General features: G+C 54.7%; 19 protein-coding genes and 1 tRNA gene. 14 read left to right on the top strand and 6 right to left on the bottom strand.

What is annotated here, in order from left to right:
* Positions 1 to 45 precede the first annotated feature (45 nt).
* Positions 46 to 121: transfer RNA gene (locus M8370_RS12145), tRNA-Trp, on the top strand.
* Positions 122 to 223: 102 nt separating this feature from the next.
* Here the strand turns inward: M8370_RS12145 and hdfR are convergent.
* Complete coding sequence (hdfR, locus tag M8370_RS12140; protein ID WP_020685959.1) at positions 224 to 1045, bottom strand: HTH-type transcriptional regulator HdfR; 822 nt, start codon at positions 1043 to 1045, stop codon at positions 224 to 226.
* A 118-nt stretch (positions 1046 to 1163) separates the two neighbouring features.
* Between hdfR and M8370_RS12135 the strand changes: the two genes are divergently transcribed.
* Positions 1164 to 1502, top strand: a complete 339-nt coding sequence (locus tag M8370_RS12135; protein ID WP_013099290.1) for a MaoP family protein — start codon at positions 1164 to 1166, stop codon at positions 1500 to 1502.
* A 32-nt stretch (positions 1503 to 1534) separates the two neighbouring features.
* On the opposite strand, the gene M8370_RS12130 is transcribed toward M8370_RS12135, so the two are convergent.
* Entirely contained in the window at positions 1535 to 3055 is a 1521-nt protein-coding gene (locus M8370_RS12130; RefSeq protein WP_250021114.1) for a YifB family Mg chelatase-like AAA ATPase, read from the bottom strand.
* A 341-nt stretch (positions 3056 to 3396) separates the two neighbouring features.
* Here M8370_RS12130 and ilvL point away from each other — a divergent pair, with 341 nt between their 5' ends.
* The 7 genes from ilvL (at position 3397) to ilvA (ending at position 9947) form a co-directional block, all read left to right on the top strand.
* Entirely contained in the window at positions 3397 to 3495 is a 99-nt protein-coding gene (ilvL, locus tag M8370_RS12125; protein ID WP_023620831.1) for an ilv operon leader peptide, read from the top strand.
* 86 nt (positions 3496 to 3581) lie between these two features.
* Entirely contained in the window at positions 3582 to 3632 is a 51-nt protein-coding gene (gene ilvX, locus M8370_RS12120) for a peptide IlvX (RefSeq protein ID WP_102046757.1), read from the top strand.
* Positions 3633 to 3634: 2 nt separating this feature from the next.
* The gene (gene ilvG / locus M8370_RS12115) at positions 3635 to 5281 is read left to right on the top strand and encodes an acetolactate synthase 2 catalytic subunit (RefSeq protein WP_045902211.1); all 1647 of its coding nucleotides are present in this window, start codon (positions 3635 to 3637) and stop codon (positions 5279 to 5281) included.
* Positions 5278 to 5541 carry an acetolactate synthase 2 small subunit gene (gene ilvM, locus M8370_RS12110; protein WP_003860184.1) on the top strand — a complete coding sequence of 88 codons (264 nt, stop codon included), beginning with the start codon at positions 5278 to 5280 and terminating at the stop codon, positions 5539 to 5541. Before ilvG ends, ilvM begins: the two co-directional genes overlap by 4 nt.
* A gap of 18 nt (positions 5542 to 5559) precedes the next feature.
* The gene (ilvE, locus tag M8370_RS12105) at positions 5560 to 6489 is read left to right on the top strand and encodes a branched-chain-amino-acid transaminase (RefSeq protein ID WP_013099287.1); all 930 of its coding nucleotides are present in this window, start codon (positions 5560 to 5562) and stop codon (positions 6487 to 6489) included.
* Between the two features lie 60 nt (positions 6490 to 6549).
* A complete protein-coding gene (gene ilvD / locus M8370_RS12100; RefSeq protein ID WP_161669844.1) occupies positions 6550 to 8400 on the top strand; it encodes a dihydroxy-acid dehydratase in 1851 nt (616 codons plus the stop codon).
* Positions 8401 to 8402: 2 nt separating this feature from the next.
* Positions 8403 to 9947, top strand: a complete 1545-nt coding sequence (gene ilvA / locus M8370_RS12095) for a threonine ammonia-lyase, biosynthetic (protein WP_250021115.1) — start codon at positions 8403 to 8405, stop codon at positions 9945 to 9947.
* Between the two features lie 45 nt (positions 9948 to 9992).
* Here ilvA and ilvY read toward each other — a convergent pair whose 3' ends face one another.
* Positions 9993 to 10883: an HTH-type transcriptional activator IlvY gene (ilvY, locus tag M8370_RS12090; protein WP_038420965.1), complete on the bottom strand. Its 891-nt coding sequence runs from the start codon at positions 10881 to 10883 to the stop codon at positions 9993 to 9995.
* A 152-nt stretch (positions 10884 to 11035) separates the two neighbouring features.
* On the opposite strand from ilvY, the gene ilvC reads away from it, so the two are divergent.
* The gene (gene ilvC, locus M8370_RS12085) at positions 11036 to 12511 is read left to right on the top strand and encodes a ketol-acid reductoisomerase (protein WP_013099283.1); all 1476 of its coding nucleotides are present in this window, start codon (positions 11036 to 11038) and stop codon (positions 12509 to 12511) included.
* Between the two features lie 85 nt (positions 12512 to 12596).
* Here ilvC and ppiC read toward each other — a convergent pair whose 3' ends face one another.
* On the bottom strand, positions 12597 to 12878 hold the full coding sequence (ppiC, locus tag M8370_RS12080; RefSeq protein WP_013099282.1) for a peptidylprolyl isomerase PpiC: 282 nt from the start codon (positions 12876 to 12878) through the stop codon (positions 12597 to 12599).
* Positions 12879 to 12963: 85 nt separating this feature from the next.
* Between ppiC and rep the strand changes: the two genes are divergently transcribed.
* Complete coding sequence (gene rep / locus M8370_RS12075; protein WP_013099281.1) at positions 12964 to 14988, top strand: DNA helicase Rep; 2025 nt, start codon at positions 12964 to 12966, stop codon at positions 14986 to 14988.
* 51 nt (positions 14989 to 15039) lie between these two features.
* Here the strand turns inward: rep and gppA are convergent, their stop codons facing one another.
* Both gppA and rhlB read right to left on the bottom strand, forming a co-directional pair.
* Positions 15040 to 16524, bottom strand: coding sequence for a guanosine-5'-triphosphate,3'-diphosphate diphosphatase (gene gppA, locus M8370_RS12070; RefSeq protein WP_058680751.1), 1485 nt, complete (start codon positions 16522 to 16524; stop codon positions 15040 to 15042).
* A 6-nt stretch (positions 16525 to 16530) separates the two neighbouring features.
* Positions 16531 to 17796, bottom strand: a complete 1266-nt coding sequence (gene rhlB, locus M8370_RS12065; protein WP_013099279.1) for an ATP-dependent RNA helicase RhlB — start codon at positions 17794 to 17796, stop codon at positions 16531 to 16533.
* Between the two features lie 144 nt (positions 17797 to 17940).
* Between rhlB and trxA the strand changes: the two genes are divergently transcribed.
* The 3 genes from trxA to wecA all read left to right on the top strand — a co-directional run bounded on the left by trxA (position 17941) and on the right by wecA (position 21216).
* Positions 17941 to 18270, top strand: coding sequence for a thioredoxin TrxA (gene trxA, locus M8370_RS12060; RefSeq protein ID WP_004386384.1), 330 nt, complete (start codon positions 17941 to 17943; stop codon positions 18268 to 18270).
* A gap of 340 nt (positions 18271 to 18610) precedes the next feature.
* Positions 18611 to 19870: a transcription termination factor Rho gene (gene rho / locus M8370_RS12055; RefSeq protein WP_001054528.1), complete on the top strand. Its 1260-nt coding sequence runs from the start codon at positions 18611 to 18613 to the stop codon at positions 19868 to 19870.
* A gap of 242 nt (positions 19871 to 20112) precedes the next feature.
* The gene (gene wecA, locus M8370_RS12050) at positions 20113 to 21216 is read left to right on the top strand and encodes a UDP-N-acetylglucosamine--undecaprenyl-phosphate N-acetylglucosaminephosphotransferase (protein ID WP_250021111.1); all 1104 of its coding nucleotides are present in this window, start codon (positions 20113 to 20115) and stop codon (positions 21214 to 21216) included.
* Positions 21217 to 21219 lie beyond the last annotated feature (3 nt).

The following is a 21219-nucleotide window of genomic DNA, read 5'->3' as shown; positions in this document are numbered from 1 at the left end:
GACATTAAGCCTGCCTTATCGGCAGGCTTAATGGCAAAAAACTTTAGGGGCGTAGCTCAGTTGGTAGAGCACCGGTCTCCAAAACCGGGTGTCGCGAGTTCGAGTCTCTCCGCCCCTGCCATATAGAATCCTTTGCTTCGGCAAAGGATTTTTTTTGCCTTCAACACGGCCAAAATCCCTTCCTAATCAAAAACTGCAGCCAGCCAGTATGCTGGCTGGTAAATCATTCCATAATATTGATTTTTAATAGATCTTTTATCTGCGATTGCTTATCGCTGTTCTGCAGCCAGATTGCATACAGCGGCCTGGAAAGCGTGGTGGAATCCAGTACGGTATGGAGTCCCGGTTTACTGTCTGCCCAGCAAACGGGTAACCACGTGCAGCCCTTTAGCAAGGAAAGCTGTTGGCAGGCGATCTCCGCTGAGCTGGTTGTTAACTGTGGAACATCGTCAGGGGCGATCAAACCGGTTTCATGCTGTTGAAAATCGGGGCCCCATTCAAGCCGCAGATAGGTTAGATCGGACTTCATCATCGCAGGCTCAGACGCATACAGAGCCAGACCAAACTGCCCAACAATCTGGCTGCTAAATTCGTCCATCTTGGGGGCTTCAGTGGTGATCAGCAGATCAAGCTGGCGCTCGTGAAGTTGCTTAACCAGCGACTGCCGTTGCGCAATTCTGGCCTCAAATTGCAAATGCCCATGCGAATGGTATAACCGCGAAAGCCACTGGCTGAGCATACATTCCCACAGGGAGGCGCTGGCCCCGATCGAGAACTCATTGTGCCTGGACGTATGAGCCACCTCTTTACGGGCCGCCTGCCAGGTATTCATCAACGTTTCTGCATACGGGAGCAGTTTCTCACCGGCCGGCGTTAAGCGGATATTGTTGCGGTGACGGGTAAATAGATTCACACCCAATTGATTTTCCAGCTGTCGAATACGAAAACTGACCGCTGACTGCGTCAGATAGAGGGCTTCAGCTGCTCGCCCGAAGTGGCGTGTCCTGCTCACTTCAAGGAAAGTTTTTAGCAATTCCGTATCCACATCTTTCTCCACAAAATTATTTGTCGTTATGATTTAAATGTTTTGTTTTACACTCTGTCAAGCGTAACTAATACTCCGCGCCATAAATAGCTCGGCCAAAGAATTAGGAGCGTGTAGGATGGCGGAAAGCTTTACGACGACTAATCGTTTTTTCGACAATAAAAATTATCCACGCGGGTTCTCTCGTCACGGCGATTTCACCATCAAAGAGGCGCAATTGCTTGAGCGTCATGGTTATGCCTTTAACGAGCTGGATCTGGGTAAACGTGAGCCTGCGACTGAAGACGAAAAACAGTTTGTTGCTGTTTGTCGCGGTGAGCGTGAGCCGCAGTCTGAAGCAGAACGTGTATGGATCAAGTACATGGCACGCATCAAGCGTCCAAAGCGTTTCCATACGCTGTCTGGCGGTAAGCCGCAGATGGAAGGTGCTGAAGACTACACCGAGTCTGACGACTAAGTTGATGAGAAAAGGAGCTTCGGCTCCTTTTTTTATGCCAGTAATTTTTGCAGGTGCAGCAACAACCGATCTATGGCGCGATAGCTCAGCGCTTCCTGCAAATGGTGTCTTTCAATCTCTGGGTCTCCTTCCACATCGGCGATGGTGCGAGCCACTTTCAGCAGGCGCTGCCATGCACGGATCGAGAGCCCAAATCGCGTCAATGTCTCTTCAAGCCAGCAGGCATCCTCAGCCTTAAGATGGCAAAACTGCCGAATCTCAGCATTATCCAGACGCGCATTCAGCTTATGTTGACGAGCGTACTGTCGGGCCTGTGAGGCGATAACCCGTTCGCGAACCTTCGCTGTGCTCTCACCGCGTATCGTTGTCTGGCTGAGCAAACCAGGGGGCGGTAATGGGATCTCCAGGGATAAATCAAAACGATCGAGGAAAGGGCCTGACAGCTTCCCCAGATAGCGCAGCGTCTGCTCAGGCGTGCAGCGATTATGATTTCCCTGATAATGGCCTGATGGGCTGGGGTTCATGGCGGCAACCAGCTGGAACTGTGCCGGGTAGCTTATTTTGGCGCGCGTGCGGGAGATATGGATCTCGCCAGATTCGATAGGTTCCCGCAGGGCATCCAGTACGCGGCGTTCAAACTCAGGCAGTTCATCAAGGAACAGGATGCCATTGTGTGCCAGCGAGATCTCTCCCGGCCCCGGAATGGAGCCCCCTCCGACCATGGCCGTCAGGGAGGCACTGTGATGGGGAGAGCGAAAAGGGCGTCGTCGCCACTGTTTTTGCAATGATGCAGAGCTCACCAGGCTAAATATCGCTGCGCTTTCAAGTGCCTCATGATTATTGAGTGGTGGCAATAACCCATTCAGCCTGCTCGCCAGCATGGTTTTCCCTGTTCCCGGCGGGCCAATCAGCAACAGGTTATGTCCTCCGGCTGCGGTGATCTCCAGTGCCCGCTTCCCCTGCTCCTGCCCGATAATATCGCTGAGGTCGTCCGGGCTTTCAGGCAGGATATCTCCGGTTTCCTCTGGCTCGGAGAGCGGATGTCGGCCTTCAAGGTGCGCGCAGACTTCCTGTAAATGCCCCGCGACCAGGCACCCTTTCTCGGCAATCAGGCTCACTTCTGAGGCATTTTCATTGGCTACAATAATTTGTCGACCGGCATGAATGGCTTCCAGCGCACCAGAGATGGCACCAGGAACGCCTCTTAACGCGCCTGTAAGCGCCAGTTCGCCAATGAACTCGTACGAGCCTAGCCTCGCAGTGTTGAGCTGCTCAGAGGCTGCGAGAAGCGCAATAGCGATAGGTAAATCGTATCGTCCTCCCTCCTTGGGCAGATCTGCGGGAGCAAGGTTGATCGTGATCTTCTTTGCGGGAAAGGTATAACCGCTATTGATAATTGCGCTGCGAACCCGATCTCTGGCTTCTTTGACCGTGGTTTCTGGCAAGCCGACAAGTGTTAGCCCAGGGAGCCCATTACTCAGATGAACCTCCACAGAAATAAGCGGTGCCTTTACTCCGATAGCCGCACGCGTGTAAACAACTGACAGTGACATAAGCACCTCCTCAGTGAGTCACTATGTCAGTATTGATTCTGCCTGTTGAGCATCAGTTAGCTGATTTACGACGCTCATTCCTGCTTTTTAGCGACATAGTGTAACTATTTCACTCATTCGGAAGCCCTCTCGCAAAGAGAAGGACGGAACGCGGCAGAGTGCTAAAACACGCCAAAAAAATGAAAAATATTCACTATCTAATTTCCTTATATAAAACAAAGCTTTTCAGGAATATGATTTGCCTGCTAATCAAATCCGTCATAAATAAATCTTGTGTTTGGTTTGATAACTGTGATAACTCTTTAGGCATTCCTTCGAACAAGATGCACAAAGAACTGAAAATGACAGCCCTTCTACTAGTGATTAGCCTGGTCGTGATTAGCGTGGTGGTGATTATTATCCCACCGTGCGGGGCTGCACTTGGACGAGGAAAGGCTTAGAAATCAAGCCTTAACGAACTAAGACCCCCGCACCGAAAGGTCCGGGGGTTTTTTTATGACTAAAAAACTTAAACGAGGAGCAGAGAATGACAAATAGCACAAAATTCTGTTTCTCCCGATTTATGACGGGGAACTAACTATGAATGGGGCACAGTGGGTAGTACATGCGTTGCGCGCACAGGGAGTCGAAACCGTCTTTGGTTATCCGGGAGGCGCAATTATGCCGATTTACGATGCACTGTATGACGGCGGCGTGGAACACCTCTTGTGCCGACACGAGCAGGGCGCAGCCATGGCGGCCATTGGCTATGCACGTGCCACCGGTAAAACGGGCGTCTGCATGGCAACGTCTGGACCGGGCGCCACAAACCTGATCACCGGTCTGGCTGACGCGCTGCTCGATTCCGTTCCCGTGGTGGCGATCACCGGCCAGGTGGCCTCACCCTTCATCGGTACCGATGCCTTCCAGGAAGTCGATGTGCTCGGCTTGTCGCTGGCCTGCACCAAACACAGCTTCCTCGTGCAGTCCCTCGAAGAACTGCCTGGCGTGATGGCGGAAGCGTTCCGTATTGCCAGCTCTGGCCGTCCTGGCCCGGTTCTGGTGGATATCCCGAAAGATATTCAGGTCGCACTCGGTGAGCTGGAACCGCACTTCTCCACCGTTGAAAGTGACGACGCGTTCCCACATGCGGAAGTCGAAGAGGCGCGTCGGATGCTGGCGCAGGCAGCCCAGCCGATGCTGTACGTCGGCGGCGGCGTCGGCATGGCACAGGCAGTTCCGGCCCTGCGCGAATTCATCGCGGTAACGCAAATGCCTGCCACCTGCACGCTGAAAGGGTTGGGCGCAGTAGATGCTGACTACCCATATTACCTGGGCATGCTGGGGATGCACGGCACCAAAGCGGCAAACCTGGCGGTGCAGGAGTGTGATTTGCTGATTGCCGTCGGTGCCCGTTTTGACGATCGTGTGACCGGCAAGCTGAATACCTTCGCGCCAAACGCCAAAGTTATCCATATGGATATCGACCCGGCGGAAATGAACAAGCTGCGTCAGACGCATGTTGCGCTGCAGGGCGATCTCAACACGCTGCTGCCGGCGTTACAGCAGCCTTTGAATATCGGCGAGTGGCGCCAGCACACGGCTGAAATGCGTGCCGAGCACGCCTGGCGTTACGACCATCCGGGTGAGGCCATCTATGCGCCGCTGCTGTTGAAGCAGTTGTCTGATCGTAAACCGGCAGACAGCGTAGTGACGACCGATGTCGGCCAGCACCAGATGTGGTCTGCGCAGCACATGACCTACACCCGCCCGGAAAACTTCATCACCTCCAGCGGATTAGGCACGATGGGCTTCGGCCTGCCTGCCGCGGTGGGTGCTCAGGTTGCGCGTCCAAACGATACGGTCATCTGTATCTCCGGTGACGGCTCCTTCATGATGAACGTTCAGGAGTTGGGCACCGTTAAGCGTAAACAATTGCCGCTGAAGATCGTGTTGCTTGATAACCAGCGTTTAGGGATGGTTCGCCAGTGGCAGCAGCTGTTCTTCGAGGAGCGCTACAGCGAAACCACCCTGACTGATAACCCCGATTTCCTCACTCTGGCCAGCGCCTTTGGCATTCCTGGACAGCACATCACCCGTAAAGACCAGGTTGAAGCGGCACTCGACACCATGCTGTCAAGCGAAGGGCCTTACCTGCTTCATGTCTCAATCGACGAGCTTGAGAACGTCTGGCCGTTGGTACCGCCAGGTGCCAGTAACTCACAAATGCTGGAGAAATTATCATGATGCAACATCAGGTCGCCGTTCAGGCTCGCTTCAATCCAGAGACATTAGAACGCGTTTTGCGCGTGGTCCGTCATCGTGGCTTTCAGATTTGCTCTATGAATATGGAGACGGCCACTGACGCCCAAAATATCAGTATCGAATTAACCGTTGCCAGCCCGCGCCCGGTCGACTTACTGTTTAGTCAATTATCAAAGCTGGTGGATGTTGCCCATGTTGCCATCTGCCAGAGCACAACCACATCACAACAAATCCGCGCCTGAGCGTGACAGGAAGAGAAAATGACGACAAAAAAAGCTGATTACATTTGGTTCAATGGTGAGATGGTTCGTTGGGAGGACGCGAAGGTCCACGTGATGTCCCATGCGCTGCACTACGGTACGTCTGTGTTTGAAGGCATCCGTTGCTACGACTCTCACAAAGGGCCAGTGGTGTTCCGTCATCGTGAACATATGCAGCGTCTGCATGACTCAGCCAAAATTTATCGTTTCCCGGTTTCTCAGAGCGTTGATGAGCTGATGGAAGCCTGCCGCGAGGTGATTCGTAAGAACAACCTGACCAGCGCCTATATTCGTCCGCTGGTCTTCGTGGGTGACGTGGGCATGGGCGTAAACCCGCCAGCCGGTTACACCACAGACGTGATCATTGCTGCGTTCCCGTGGGGGGCGTACCTGGGTGCAGAAGCGCTGGAGCAGGGGATCGACGCAATGGTCTCGTCCTGGAACCGCGTGGCGCCTAATACCATCCCAACTGCGGCCAAGGCGGGCGGTAACTACCTCTCCTCACTGTTGGTCGGCAGCGAAGCGCGCCGCCACGGCTACCAGGAAGGCATCGCGCTGGATGTGAACGGTTATATCTCTGAAGGTGCAGGTGAGAACCTGTTTGAAGTGAAAGACGGTATCCTGTTCACCCCGCCGTTTACCTCTTCAGCCCTGCCGGGTATTACCCGTGACGCCATCATTAAGCTGGCGAAAGATCTGGGTATCGAAGTGCGTGAACAGGTTCTGTCCCGCGAATCCCTGTATCTGGCCGATGAAGTCTTTATGTCCGGTACGGCGGCTGAGATCACGCCGGTTCGCAGTGTAGACGGTATTCAGGTGGGCGCAGGCCGCTGTGGCCCGGTTACCAAACGTATTCAGCAAGCCTTCTTCGGCCTCTTCACCGGCGAAACAGAAGATAAATACGGCTGGTTGGATCAGGTTAATCAATAAGCATAAATATGGGACGGCACGCACCGTCCCATTTAATAGTCAGACGGGAGTAAATAAAGCATGCCTAAGTATCGTTCCGCCACCACCACCCACGGCCGTAATATGGCGGGTGCCCGCGCACTGTGGCGCGCCACCGGGATGACCGACGCAGATTTCGGTAAACCTATCATCGCCGTGGTGAACTCCTTCACCCAGTTTGTGCCGGGCCATGTGCACCTGCGCGATCTCGGCAAACTGGTTGCTGAGCAAATTGAAGCTGCGGGCGGTGTGGCGAAAGAATTCAACACCATTGCGGTGGATGACGGTATCGCGATGGGGCACGGGGGCATGCTCTATTCACTGCCGTCGCGCGAGCTGATTGCCGACTCGGTGGAATACATGGTTAACGCTCACTGTGCGGATGCCATGGTCTGTATCTCCAACTGCGACAAAATCACCCCGGGGATGCTGATGGCTTCCCTGCGTCTGAACATTCCGGTAATTTTCGTCTCCGGTGGTCCTATGGAAGCGGGCAAGACCAAGCTTTCTGACAAAATCATCAAGCTCGACCTGGTCGATGCGATGATCCAGGGCGCGGATCCAAAAGTGTCTGACGAGCAGAGCAACCAGGTGGAACGCTCCGCGTGCCCAACCTGCGGCTCCTGTTCCGGGATGTTCACCGCCAACTCCATGAACTGTCTGACCGAAGCGCTGGGCCTCTCTCAGCCGGGCAACGGTTCGCTGCTGGCGACGCACGCTGACCGTAAAGCGTTGTTCCTCAACGCCGGTAAGCGCATTGTTGAACTGACCAAACGTTACTACGAGCAGGACGATGCCAGCGCGCTGCCGCGCAACATCGCCAGCAAGGCGGCGTTCGAAAATGCCATGACGCTGGATATCGCCATGGGCGGTTCTACTAACACCGTTTTGCACCTGCTGGCTGCGGCGCAGGAAGCGGAAATCGACTTCACCATGAGCGATATCGATAAGCTGTCCCGCAAAGTGCCGCAACTGTGTAAAGTCGCGCCAAGCACCCAGAAATACCACATGGAAGACGTACACCGTGCGGGTGGCGTCATCGGTATTCTTGGCGAGCTGGATCGCGCCGGGCTGCTGAACCGCGATGTGAAGAACGTTCTCGGTCTGACGTTGCCGCAGACGCTGGATAAATATGACGTGATGCTGACTCAGGATGAGGCGGTGAAAAACATGTTCCGCGCGGGTCCGGCCGGTATTCGTACCACGCAGGCCTTCTCTCAGGATTGTCGCTGGGACACCCTGGATGATGACCGCGCCGAAGGCTGCATTCGTTCGCTGGAGCACGCCTACAGTAAAGACGGCGGTCTGGCCGTGCTGTACGGCAACTTTGCGGAAAACGGCTGCATCGTAAAAACCGCGGGCGTGGATGACAGCATCCTGAAATTCACCGGCCCGGCCAAAGTGTACGAAAGCCAGGACGAGGCGGTAGACGCCATCCTGGGCGGCAAAGTTGTGGAAGGCGACGTGGTGGTCATCCGTTACGAAGGGCCGAAAGGCGGTCCAGGCATGCAGGAGATGCTCTACCCAACCACCTTCCTGAAATCGATGGGCCTCGGTAAAGCGTGTGCGTTGATCACCGACGGACGTTTCTCGGGCGGTACGTCCGGTCTCTCCATCGGCCACGTATCACCGGAAGCAGCGAGTGGCGGCAACATTGCGATCATCGAAGACGGTGACCTGATTGAAATCGACATTCCGAATCGCGGGATCCAGCTCAAGCTGAGCGATCAGGAGATCGCGGCTCGTCGTGAAGCACAGGAAGTGCGCGGCGATAAAGCCTGGACGCCGAAGGACCGCCAGCGTGAAGTCTCCTTCGCCCTGCGCGCTTACGCGAGCCTTGCGACCAGTGCAGACAAAGGCGCGGTACGCGATAAATCGAAACTTGGGGGCTAATGATGGCCGAGTCACAACCCTTATCCGCCGCCCCTGAGGGGGCGGAATATCTCCGGGCAGTGCTACGCGCGCCGGTCTATGAAGCGGTGCAGGTCACCCCGCTGCAGAAAATGGAAAAACTCTCTTCGCGCCTCGACAACGTGATTCTGGTGAAGCGCGAAGATCGTCAGCCGGTGCACAGCTTCAAGCTGCGCGGGGCCTACGCGATGATGGCCGGGTTGACCGACCAGCAAAAAGCACGCGGCGTGATTACCGCGTCGGCGGGCAACCACGCGCAGGGTGTGGCGTTCTCGTCTGCCCGTTTGGGGTTGAAAGCGCTGATCGTGATGCCGGTTGCCACGGCGGATATCAAAGTGGATGCGGTGCGTGGCTTCGGCGGTGAAGTGCTGCTCCACGGCGCTAACTTTGACGAAGCAAAAGCCAAAGCGATTGAGCTGGCGCAGCAGCAGGGCTTTACCTGGGTACCGCCGTTCGATCATCCGATGGTGATTGCAGGACAAGGTACCCTGGCGCTGGAACTGCTGCAGCAGGATGCCCATCTTGACCGCGTTTTTGTTCCGGTGGGCGGCGGTGGCTTAGCCGCAGGCGTGGCGGTGCTGATCAAACAACTGATGCCGCAGATCAAAGTGATTGCCGTGGAAGCGGAAGATTCAGCCTGCCTGAAGGCCGCGCTGGATGCGGGTCATCCGGTCGATCTTCCGCGCGTTGGGCTGTTTGCCGAAGGCGTGGCGGTGAAACGTATTGGCGACGAAACCTTCCGTCTGTGCCAGGAGTATCTTGACGACATCGTCACCGTCGACAGCGATGCGATCTGCGCGGCGATGAAAGATCTCTTCGAGGATGTGCGTGCGGTGGCGGAACCGTCCGGCGCGCTGGCATTGGCTGGAATGAAAAAATACATTGCCCAGCACAACATTCGCGGCGAGCGCCTGGCGCACGTGCTCTCGGGCGCTAACGTCAACTTCCATGGTCTGCGTTACGTTTCTGAACGCTGCGAGCTGGGCGAGCAGCGTGAGGCCCTGCTGGCGGTGACCATTCCGGAAGAGAAGGGCAGCTTCCTGAAGTTCTGTCAGCTGCTTGGCGGCCGTTCGGTAACGGAGTTCAACTACCGTTTTGCCGATGCGAAAGACGCCTGTATTTTTGTCGGCGTGCGTTTAAGCCGCGGTCTGGAAGAGCGCAAAGAGATCCTCAACCTGCTGCATGAAGGCGGCTACAGCGTGGTCGATCTCTCTGACGATGAGATGGCGAAGCTGCACGTGCGTTATATGGTCGGCGGTCGTCCGTCGAAGCCGCTTAAAGAACGTCTTTACAGCTTTGAATTCCCGGAATCCCCGGGCGCGTTGCTGAAGTTCCTGCATACGCTGGGCACGCACTGGAACATCTCGCTGTTCCACTACCGCAGCCACGGCACCGACTATGGCCGCGTGCTGGCCGCGTTTGAACTGGCCGAGCACGAGCCGGATTTCGAAACGCGTCTGAACGAGCTGGGCTATGAGTGCCATGATGAAACCCACAACCCGGCGTTCCGCTTCTTCCTCGCGGGCTAAGGGGAGGTCTGCGTATAGGTCGGGTAAGCGTAGCGCCACCCGACTTTAATGGTTCGGCAATATCTTCCAGAACGCATCAATAAGCGGCTCATGCAGCCGCTTTTTTTGTGCACACACGCCAAGCTCGAACGGCGTCTTTTCGTCGCTGCGCTCCAGAATCATCACGCGATTGCGCACCGGTTCCGGGCTGTTTTCCAGCACCACTTCCGGCAGCAGCGCCACGCCGCAGCCAAGCGCCACCATCGAGACCATCGCCTCGTGTCCACCCACCGTCGCGTAAATCGACGGATTACTGATTTTCTGACGACGGAACCAGAGTTCGATACGGCGTCGCACCGGACCCTGATCGGCCATGATAAACGGCACCGATGACCAGTCCGGCTTTTCCACCGACACCTGATTACGCACCGGGCAGGGTAGCGCCGGGGCGATCAGCACCACCGCCAGATTCTCCAGCATAGAGAACGCCACCGCGCCCGGCAGGGTTTCGGGCTTCCCGGCAATGGCCAGATCGGCTTCGCCTGTGACGACTTTTTCCATAGCATCCGCGGCATCGCCGGTGGTGAGCTTAATTTCAACCGAGGGATGCTCCGCGCGGAAACGGTCAAGGATAGGGGGAAGATGGCTATAGGCGGCCGTTACGGAACAGAAAATATGCAGCTCGCCGGATAAAGATGGCCCTTTCTGATCGATGGCGTGTCGTAGCTGCTGATACTGCAGCAACGTCTGCTGAGCAAAGATCCGCAGCTCTTCGCCCGCTTCCGTGAGGGTAACGGTGCGATTATCCCGCACAAACAGCGGCTGGCCGAGGTCCTCTTCAAGGCGCTGGATCTGGCGCGAAAGCGTGGACGGGCTAACGTGCATGGCCCGGGCGCTACGGCCAAAATGGCGGCTTTCCGCCAGATGCAGGAACATTTTCAGATCGCGTAAATCCACGGATTCCACTCCCCCTTTTTACATTGCAGATATTGCAACGTGACGTTGTGAATATATCAATTTCCGCAATAAATTTCCTGTTGTAATGTGGGTACATTCTCGCTGAAACGCGAACCGAACAATAAGACACACAACATCACGAGGTATCACCCATGGCTAACTACTTTAATACACTGAACTTGCGCCAGCAGCTGGCGCAGCTGGGCAAATGCCGCTTCATGGCGCGCGATGAATTTGCTGATGGCGCGAGCTACCTTCAGGGTAAAAAAGTGGTCATCGTCGGCTGTGGCGCGCAGGGTCTGAACCAGGGCCTGAACATGCGTGACTCCGGGCTGGATATCTCTTACGCCCTGCGCAAAGAAGCAATTGCTGAAAAACGCGCTTCCTGGCGTAAAGCGACCGAAAACGGCTTCAAAGTGGGTACCTACGAAGAGCTGATCCCGCAGGCGGATCTGGTTGTTAACCTGACGCCAGACAAACAGCACTCTGATGTTGTGCGCTCCGTTCAGCCGCTGATGAAAGACGGCGCGGCGCTGGGTTACTCTCACGGCTTCAACATCGTTGAAGTGGGCGAGCAGATCCGTAAAGACATCACCGTAGTGATGGTGGCTCCGAAGTGTCCGGGTACAGAAGTCCGTGAAGAGTACAAGCGTGGTTTCGGCGTGCCGACGCTGATCGCGGTTCACCCGGAAAACGATCCGAAAGGCGAAGGGATGGCGATCGCCAAAGCATGGGCAGCGGCTACCGGTGGCCACCGTGCGGGTGTTCTGGAATCTTCCTTCGTGGCTGAAGTGAAATCTGACCTGATGGGCGAGCAGACCATTCTGTGCGGCATGCTGCAGGCCGGTTCACTGCTGTGCTTCGATAAGCTGGTGGAAGAGGGTACCGACCCGGCATACGCAGAAAAACTGATTCAGTTCGGCTGGGAAACCATCACCGAAGCGCTGAAGCAGGGCGGTATCACGCTGATGATGGACCGTCTGTCCAACCCGGCGAAACTGCGTGCTTTCGCGCTGTCCGAACAGCTGAAAACCATTATGGCGCCGCTGTTCCAGAAACATATGGACGACATCATCTCCGGCGAGTTCTCTTCCGGCATGATGGCTGACTGGGCGAATGATGATAAGAAACTGCTGACCTGGCGTGAAGAGACCGGTAAGACCGCGTTCGAAACTGCGCCACAGTATGAAGGTAAAATCGGCGAGCAAGAGTACTTCGACAAAGGCGTACTGATGATCGCGATGGTGAAAGCAGGTGTTGAGCTGGCGTTCGAAACCATGGTGGATTCCGGCATCATCGAAGAGTCTGCGTACTACGAATCTCTGCACGAGCTGCCGCTGATCGCGAACACCATCGCCCGTAAGCGTCTGTACGAAATGAACGTGGTTATCTCCGATACCGCTGAGTACGGCAACTACCTGTTCTCTTATGCATGCGTACCGCTGCTGAAAGAGTTCATGACCACCCTGCAGCCGGGCGATCTGGGCAAAGCCATTGCGGAAGGTGCGGTAGATAACGCGCAACTGCGCGATGTGAACGAAGCGATTCGCAGCCACCAGATCGAGAAAGTAGGTCACAAACTGCGTGGCTACATGACCGATATGAAACGTATCGCGGTAGCGGGTTAACAACCTTGTCGGGTGGCGCTTCGCTTACCCGACCTACAAAACGCTAAGACGTAGGCCGGGTAAGGCGCAGCCGCTACCCGGCTTTTTATTTGCGATACAAGACCTTGATCACGTGATAGCCGAACTGCGTATGCAGTGGGCCAGTCGGCTCCAGTACCGGGCAGGAGAAGACCACTTTGTCGAACGCCGGAACCATCTGACCCTGACGGAATTCACCTAAGTCACCGCCGCGTTTGCCTGACGGGCAAATGGAGTGCTTCTTCGCCAGCTTGCCGAAGTCGGCGCCGTTTTTGAGCTGCTCCAGAAGATCCAGAGCCAGTTTCTCTTCTTTAACAAGGATATGCAGTGCTGCTGCTGTTTTTGCCATGATCGTGCCTTGAGTGGTATGGATTAGGCTCGCTATACTACCACGCTGTTATTCTCCCCTCCTGACTTTCATTGAGTGATCATTTATGCGTTTAAACCCCGGACAACAACAAGCTGTCGAATTTGTCACCGGACCGTGTCTGGTGCTGGCGGGGGCTGGCTCCGGCAAAACGCGTGTGATCACGAACAAAATCGCCCACCTGATCCGCGGCTGCGGCTATCAGGCCCGGCATATCGCTGCGGTGACCTTTACCAACAAAGCGGCGCGCGAAATGAAAGAGCGTGTCGGCCAGACGCTGGGGCGTAAAGAGGCGCGAGGCCTGATGATCTCCACGTTCCACACGCTGGGGCTGGATATCATCAAACGTGAATACGCGGCGCTGGGGATGAAGTCTAACTTCTCGCTCTTCGACGACACCGATCAGGTGGCATTGCTTAAAGAGCTTACCGAGGGGCTGATCGAAGATGACAAAGTGCTGTTGCAGCAGCTGATCTCGACGATCTCCAACTGGAAAAACGATCTGATGACCCCCGCTCAGGCGGCGGCAAGCGCCAAAGGTGAGCGGGATCGGATCTTCGCTCACTGCTACGGTCTGTACGATGCACATATGAAAGCGTGTAACGTGCTGGATTTTGACGATCTGATCCTACTGCCCACGCTGCTGTTGCAGCGTAATGAAGAGGTGCGTGAACGCTGGCAGAACAAAATCCGCTATCTGCTGGTGGATGAATACCAGGACACCAACACCAGCCAGTATGAGCTGGTGAAGCTGTTGGTGGGACAGCGCGCGCGTTTCACCGTGGTAGGCGATGATGACCAGTCAATCTACTCCTGGCGCGGTGCGCGCCCACAAAACCTGGTGCTGCTGAGCAAAGATTTTCCGGCGCTGCAGGTGATCAAGCTGGAACAGAACTACCGCTCATCCGGGCGCATCCTGAAAGCGGCAAATATCCTGATTGCCAATAACCCGCACGTCTTCGAAAAACGCCTTTTCTCGGAACTTGGCTATGGCACGGAGCTCAAAGTGCTCAGTGCCAATAATGAAGAGCATGAAGCGGAGCGCGTGACGGGCGAGCTGATTGCGCACCACTTCGTCAATAAAACGGAATATAAAGATTACGCGATCCTCTATCGCGGCAACCACCAGTCGCGCGTCTTTGAAAAGATGCTGATGCAGAACCGCATCCCGTACAAAATTTCCGGCGGAACCTCCTTCTTCTCGCGCCCTGAAATCAAAGATCTGCTGGCCTATCTGCGTGTACTCACCAACCCGGATGACGACAGCGCATTTCTGCGTATCGTGAACACGCCGAAACGTGAAATCGGCCCGGCGACGCTGCAAAAGCTCGGTGAATGGGCGATGACGCGCAACAAAAGCCTGTTTACCGCCAGCTTCGATATGGGGCTGAGCCAGACGTTAACCGGGCGCGGTTATGATTCCTTAACCCGCTTTACCCACTGGCTTGGCGAAGTCCAGCGTCTGGCGGAGCGCGAACCGGTTGCCGCCGTTCGCGATCTGATCCACGGCATCGACTACGAGTCCTGGTTGTATGAAACCTCTGCCAGCCCGAAGGCGGCAGAGATGCGCATGAAAAACGTTAACCAGCTATTCAGCTGGATGACGGAAATGCTGGAAGGCTCAGAAATCGACGAGCCGATGACCCTGACCCAGGTCGTTACCCGCTTTACGCTACGCGACATGATGGAGCGCGGTGAGAGCGAAGAGGAAGCCGATCAGGTTCAGCTGATGACGCTGCATGCGTCTAAAGGGCTGGAGTTTCCGTATGTTTACCTGGTCGGCATGGAAGAGGGCTTACTGCCGCACCAGAGCAGCATTGATGAAGATAACGTCGATGAAGAGCGTCGTCTGGCCTACGTGGGCATTACCCGCGCGCAGAAAGAATTAACATTTACGCTGTGTAAAGAGCGCCGTCAGTATGGGGAACTGGTTCGCCCTGAGCCGAGCCGTTTCCTGCTGGAGTTGCCGCAGGATGACCTGATCTGGGAGCAGGAGCGCAAGGTGATTACCGCTGAAGAACGGATGCACAAAGGTCAGGCTAACGTCGCGAACATTCGCGCCATGCTGGCAAAAGCCAAAGAGAAGGGATAAAAACTTGCAGGCCGGGTCAGGCGAAGCCGCCGCCCGGCAATGCACAGCGTATTACTTCACTTCAAGCGCCCAGTGGACATAGCTCTGCCACTGGCACTCTTGCTCAATCATCTCTGCCCCAAGCGGGTGATTATCAATCCAGTTTTCCGGCAGCGTCAGAGACAGCCTTTCGTCATCCGCCACCAGATGAATATTGGGCAGCAAATCATCGCGACGTCGGCTGGCAAACAGAATTGCCAGACGCAGCAGGCGGCACAGATGCTCGGCCACGCGCGGCGGCACGGCGTTTTGCTGATGTAACGAGGAGAGGTCAACGGCGTTGGTCTGGTTCAACAGTAACGTTGCCAGCAGCTTCTTTTGTGCCGGCGTGTAGCCCGGCAGATCGAGATTACGCACCAGCCAGGCTGCGTGCAGCGGCGCCTGCTTATACTCGACGCTCAGCCCAATTTCATGCAGCGCGCAGGCACTTAGCAGCAGATCGCGGCTCAACGGGTCGATATCCCAGCTGTTTTTTACCTGATCGGCAAACAGTGATGCCAACTGAGCTACCCGTTGCGCTTGATCGGTATCGACAATAAAGCGACGCTGTACGTTACGCAGGGTTCGGGTGCGGATGTCCTGATCAACCGAAAGATGCAGCATTCCGTAGACCAGACCTTCACGCAGCGCACCACCGGCCAGCGTCATACACTGGATGTTCAGCTCGGTAAAAATGGCGATCAAAATGGCCAGGCCGCTCGGGAAGACCAGCGCGCGTTCCAGCGTCAGGCCTTCTATTTCCAGCTCTTCCAGGCGACCACATTGAATCGCGCGCTGTTTTAACTGCTGGAGCTTGGTAAGCGTGATCCGCTCGTCCATCCCCTGGGCCATCATGATTTCCTGCAACGCCTGCACGGTACCTGATGCACCCACGCAGACTTTCCAGCCGTGATAGCGCAGTTCGTCCATTACCGGACGTAACACCTCGCGGGCGGCATTTTCCGCTTCGTCGAAGTTCTCTTTACCGAGATTTCGATCGGCAAAGTAGCGCTCAAGCCAGGTCACACAGCCCATCGACAGGCTGAACAGCGAAGTCGCCTGCGCGCCCGTGCCGGTGACGAGCTCGGTGCTGGCACCCCCGATATCGACGACCAGACGGCGATCGTCGCCGCCCGTCGTGTGCGCAACACCCTGATAGATCAGACGTGCTTCTTCTTCACCGCTGATAACCTGAACCGGGCACCCGAGAATTTCCTGCGCTTTGGCAATAAAATCCACGGCATTGACTGCCAGGCGCAGCGTCGCGGTGGCGACAACGGTAATTTGCGAATGGGGAATATCCTGCAGGCGTTCGGCAAAGAGACGCAGACACTGCCAGCCACGTTCCATGGCTTCGGGAGAGAGATAATTATCGCTGCTCAGGCCCGCCGCGAGGCGGACCTTGCGCTTAATGCGCGTCAGCGTTTGTATGCTTCCCGCCACCTCGCGCACAACCAGCATATGAAAACTATTCGAACCGAGATCAATTGCCGCATAAAGCGAGGTGGAGCTGAGCATATTTTCTTAACCTGAACGACGACGATTACGCGGTGCGCCAGAACGACGCGGGCCATTGCCGGAGCGGGCGCGGGTAAGGCGCTTAGGCGGCGGCAGTTCGCTTAACAGCGCATCCGGATTGTATTTACTCTGTGGAATAGAGTGACCAATGTAGGCCTCAATCGCCGGGAGATTCAGCGCATATTCTTCACACGCAAGGCTAATGGAGTGACCGCTTGCACCTGCACGACCGGTACGACCAATGCGGTGTACGTAGTCTTCGCAGTCATCCGGCAGGTCATAGTTGAAGACGTGCGTGACGGCGGGTATATGCAGACCACGCGCGGCCACGTCGGTTGCGACCAGAATATCGAGATCGCCACGGGTAAATTCGTCGAGAATACGCAGGCGTTTTTTCTGTGCCACATCGCCGGTCAGCAGACCCACACGGTGACCATCCGCAGCCAGATGGCCCCAGATATCTTCACAGCGGTGTTTAGTGTTCGCGAAGATAATGGCGCGATCTGGCCACTCTTCTTCGATCAGCGTTTGCAGCAGGCGCATTTTCTCTTCATTGGAAGGATAGAAGAGCTCTTCTTTAATGCGGTGACCTGTTTTCTGCTCCGGCTCCACTTCCACATATTCGGCGTTGTTCATCTGCTCGAACGCCAGCTCGCGTACGCGATAAGAAAGGGTAGCGGAGAACAGCATGTTCAGACGCTGGTTCGCCGGAGGCATGCGACGGAACAGCCAGCGGATGTCTTTGATGAAGCCCAGATCGTACATGCGGTCGGCTTCATCCAGCACCACAACCTGGATTGCGCCGAGGTTAATGTGATTCTGTTTTGCATAATCGATAAGACGGCCAGTGGTACCGATCAGGATATCCACGCCGCTTTCCAGCACTTTCAGCTGCTTATCGTAGCCATCGCCGCCGTAAGCCAGGCCAATCTTCAGGCCGGTCGCCTGCGTCAGAGGTTCAGCGTCTGCGTGGATCTGTACCGCCAGTTCTCGCGTCGGAGCCATGATAAGCGCGCGCGGCTGGTTAACTTTGCGGTCTGCAATCGCTGGATGAGAAAGTAAATAATGAAACGTTGACGTTAAAAACGCCATCGTTTTGCCAGTACCGGTTTGCGCCTGCCCTGCTACGTCACGACCGGCCAGCGTCAGCGGCAGGGCGAGAGCCTGAATGGGCGTGCAGTTATGAAACCCTTTATTTTCAAGGGCTTCAATCACTTTTGGGTGCAGGGCGAAGTCGGAAAACTTCTGTTCTGTTAAATGTGTTTTGCTCATAGTGTGGTAGAATATCAGCTTACTATTGCTTTACGAAAGCGTATCCGGTGAAATAAAGTCAACCTTTAGTTGGTTAATGCGACATCAACACGTCGTTGATGAAGGCGAAACCAACGCACCAGGCTTATTCCTGTGGAGTTATATATGAGCGATAAAATTATTCACCTGACTGACGACAGTTTTGACACGGACGTACTTAAGGCTGACGGGCTGACCCTCGTCGATTTCTGGGCTGAATGGTGTGGTCCTTGCAAAATGATCGCCCCGATTCTGGATGAGATCGCTGACGAATATCAGGGCAAACTGACCGTTGCCAAGCTGAACATCGACCAGAACCCGGGTACCGCGCCAAAATACGGCATCCGTGGCATCCCGACCCTGCTGCTGTTTAAAAACGGCGAAGTGGCGGCGACCAAAGTGGGCGCACTGTCCAAAGGTCAACTGAAAGAGTTCCTCGACGCTAACCTGGCGTAAGGTTTCTCCGCTGCGCGTCCAGAGGCCAAAATGATTTGCAACTCTGGACGCCCGGCTTAAGTCGTGCTAAGTTAGCTATGACTTCGTTTTAAACATATCTTGTTGTTTGAATCTTGTTTTACCCGAAACTTCCCGTTGTTAACTTAAACAGTGCGTGAAGTGGCTAAATTCCGGGCTTGTCACTCAAAACGTCTTGTCGTTTCAGATCTGCGTTCTTTCCCTGTGACCAGACAGCGAACAGACATGAGTTGATGGCCGCTAAACAGGCATGGATGACCCTGCCATACCATTCACAACATTAAGTTCGAGAATCACCCCGAGTTTAAGAACCCACACCATTATGAATCTTACCGAATTAAAGAATACGCCGGTTTCTGAGCTGATCACTCTCGGCGAAAATATGGGACTGGAAAACCAGGCTCGTATGCGCAAGCAGGACATCATTTTCGCCATCCTGAAGCAGCACGCTAAGAGTGGCGAAGATATCTTTGGCGACGGTGTGCTGGAGATATTGCAAGACGGATTTGGTTTCCTCCGCTCTGCAGACAGCTCCTACCTCGCCGGCCCTGACGACATCTACGTATCCCCCAGCCAAATCCGCCGTTTCAACCTCCGCACTGGTGACACCATTTCAGGTAAGATTCGTCCTCCAAAAGAGGGTGAACGCTACTTTGCGCTGTTGAAAGTTAACGAAGTTAACTACGACAAACCGGAAAACTCGCGTAATAAGATCCTCTTCGAGAACTTAACGCCGCTGCATGCGAACTCTCGTCTGCGTATGGAGCGTGGTAACGGTTCTACCGAAGACTTAACCGCGCGCGTGCTGGATCTGGCTTCGCCAATTGGTCGTGGTCAACGTGGTCTGATTGTGGCACCGCCAAAAGCGGGTAAAACCATGCTGCTGCAGAACATCGCGCAGAGCATTGCCTACAACCACCCTGACTGTGTGCTGATGGTACTGCTGATTGACGAACGTCCGGAAGAAGTGACCGAGATGCAGCGTCTGGTGAAAGGTGAAGTTGTGGCGTCGACCTTTGACGAACCGGCATCCCGTCACGTTCAGGTTGCGGAAATGGTTATTGAGAAGGCGAAACGCCTGGTTGAGCACAAGAAAGACGTTATCATTCTGCTCGACTCCATTACCCGTCTGGCGCGTGCCTACAACACCGTGGTTCCGGCTTCCGGTAAAGTACTGACCGGTGGTGTGGATGCCAACGCCCTGCATCGTCCGAAGCGCTTCTTCGGTGCTGCACGTAATGTGGAAGAGGGCGGTAGCCTGACCATCATCGCGACGGCTCTTATCGATACCGGCTCCAAAATGGACGAAGTGATCTACGAAGAGTTTAAAGGGACAGGTAACATGGAACTGCACCTCTCTCGTAAGATTGCAGAAAAACGTGTCTTCCCGGCTATCGACTACAACCGTTCCGGTACCCGTAAGGAAGAGCTGCTCACCACTCAGGAAGAGCTGCAGAAAATGTGGATCCTGCGCAAAATTATCCACCCAATGGGTGAAATTGATGCAATGGAATTCCTCATTAACAAACTGGCGATGACCAAAACCAACGACGATTTCTTCGACATGATGAAGCGCTCGTAACGCAAATAAAGCCAGTGAACGCCACGTTTTTACGTGGCGTTTTTCTTTTATGGACTATACGCTATTACCACATACTCCCAATTTTGACCGGTCGGTGCGACAATAGGACCGTTTGTACAGTCAAAGAAATAATTGATTGAAAAATATACAGAGGGAGTTGTAAGAAGCCACCTTTAATACTTCTGAGGCGGAGGCTTCATGGTTATACTTCCGGGACTAACATTTGTTGAGAGCAATCCATTGTGAATCTACTCACCGCCGTTACTGAGCTGATCAGTATTTTTTTATTCACAACCTGTTTTTTGTTCATCGCGCGTAAGGTGGCAAAAAGAATAGGGTTGGTGGATAAGCCCAATTTCCGTAAACGTCATCAGGGACTTATTCCTCTGGTTGGAGGGATTTCTGTTTACGCTGGCATTTGTTTCACATTTGGCATTGCGGATTATTATATTCCACACGCAGCCCTCTATCTCGCCTGTGCAGGTGTCCTGGTCCTTGTCGGGGCACTGGATGACCGATTCGATATCGCGGTGAAAATCCGCGCCACCGTTCAGGCGGCGATTGGCGTGATAATGATGGTCGTCGGCGGACTTTACCTGAGAAGCCTCGGCTATGTCTTTGGCCCATGGGAATTAGTCCTGGGTCCATTTGGCTTCTTCCTGACGCTTTTTGCCGTCTGGGCGGCGATTAACGCTTTCAACATGGTGGATGGTATTGACGGTCTGCTTGGCGGATTGTCATCGGTTTCGTTTGCCGCAATCGGCATCATTCTCTGGTTTGATGGTCAGTACAGCCTGTCAATGTGGTGTTTTGCCATGATTGCCGCCATCCTGCCTTATATTCTCCTTAATCTCGGTGCGCTGGGGCGTCGCTATAAAGTCTTTATGGGTGACGCCGGCAGTACGCTAATCGGTTTTACCGTTATCTGGATTTTGCTCGAAACTACGCAGGGTAAAACTCACCCGATTAGCCCGGTAACCGCGCTGTGGATTATCGCCATTCCGTTAATGGATATGGTGGCGATTATGTATCGCCGTCTGCGTAAAGGGATGAGTCCTTTCTCTCCCGATCGCCAGCATATTCATCATCTCATCATGCGTGCGGGCTTTACTTCCCATCAGGCGTTTGTCCTGATTACCCTTGCCGCCGCTATTCTGGCCGCGATTGGCGTTGCCGCAGAATATGCTCATTTCATTCCTGAATGGGTAATGTTGGTATTATTCTTGCTAGCATTTTTCCTGTACGGCTACTGTATTAAGCGCGCATGGAAAGTGGCGCGATTCATTAAACGTCTGAAACGCAGGATGCGTCGTAACAATGACAAAAACACAACATTAACTAAGTAAAAC

It is taken from the genome of Enterobacter cloacae complex sp. OE43NF (genome assembly GCF_023544405.1).
Lineage (GTDB): Bacteria > Pseudomonadota > Gammaproteobacteria > Enterobacterales > Enterobacteriaceae > Enterobacter > Enterobacter cloacae.
Note: the sequence above shows the minus strand (reverse complement) of the source record. Positions and strands in the feature narration are given on the sequence as shown.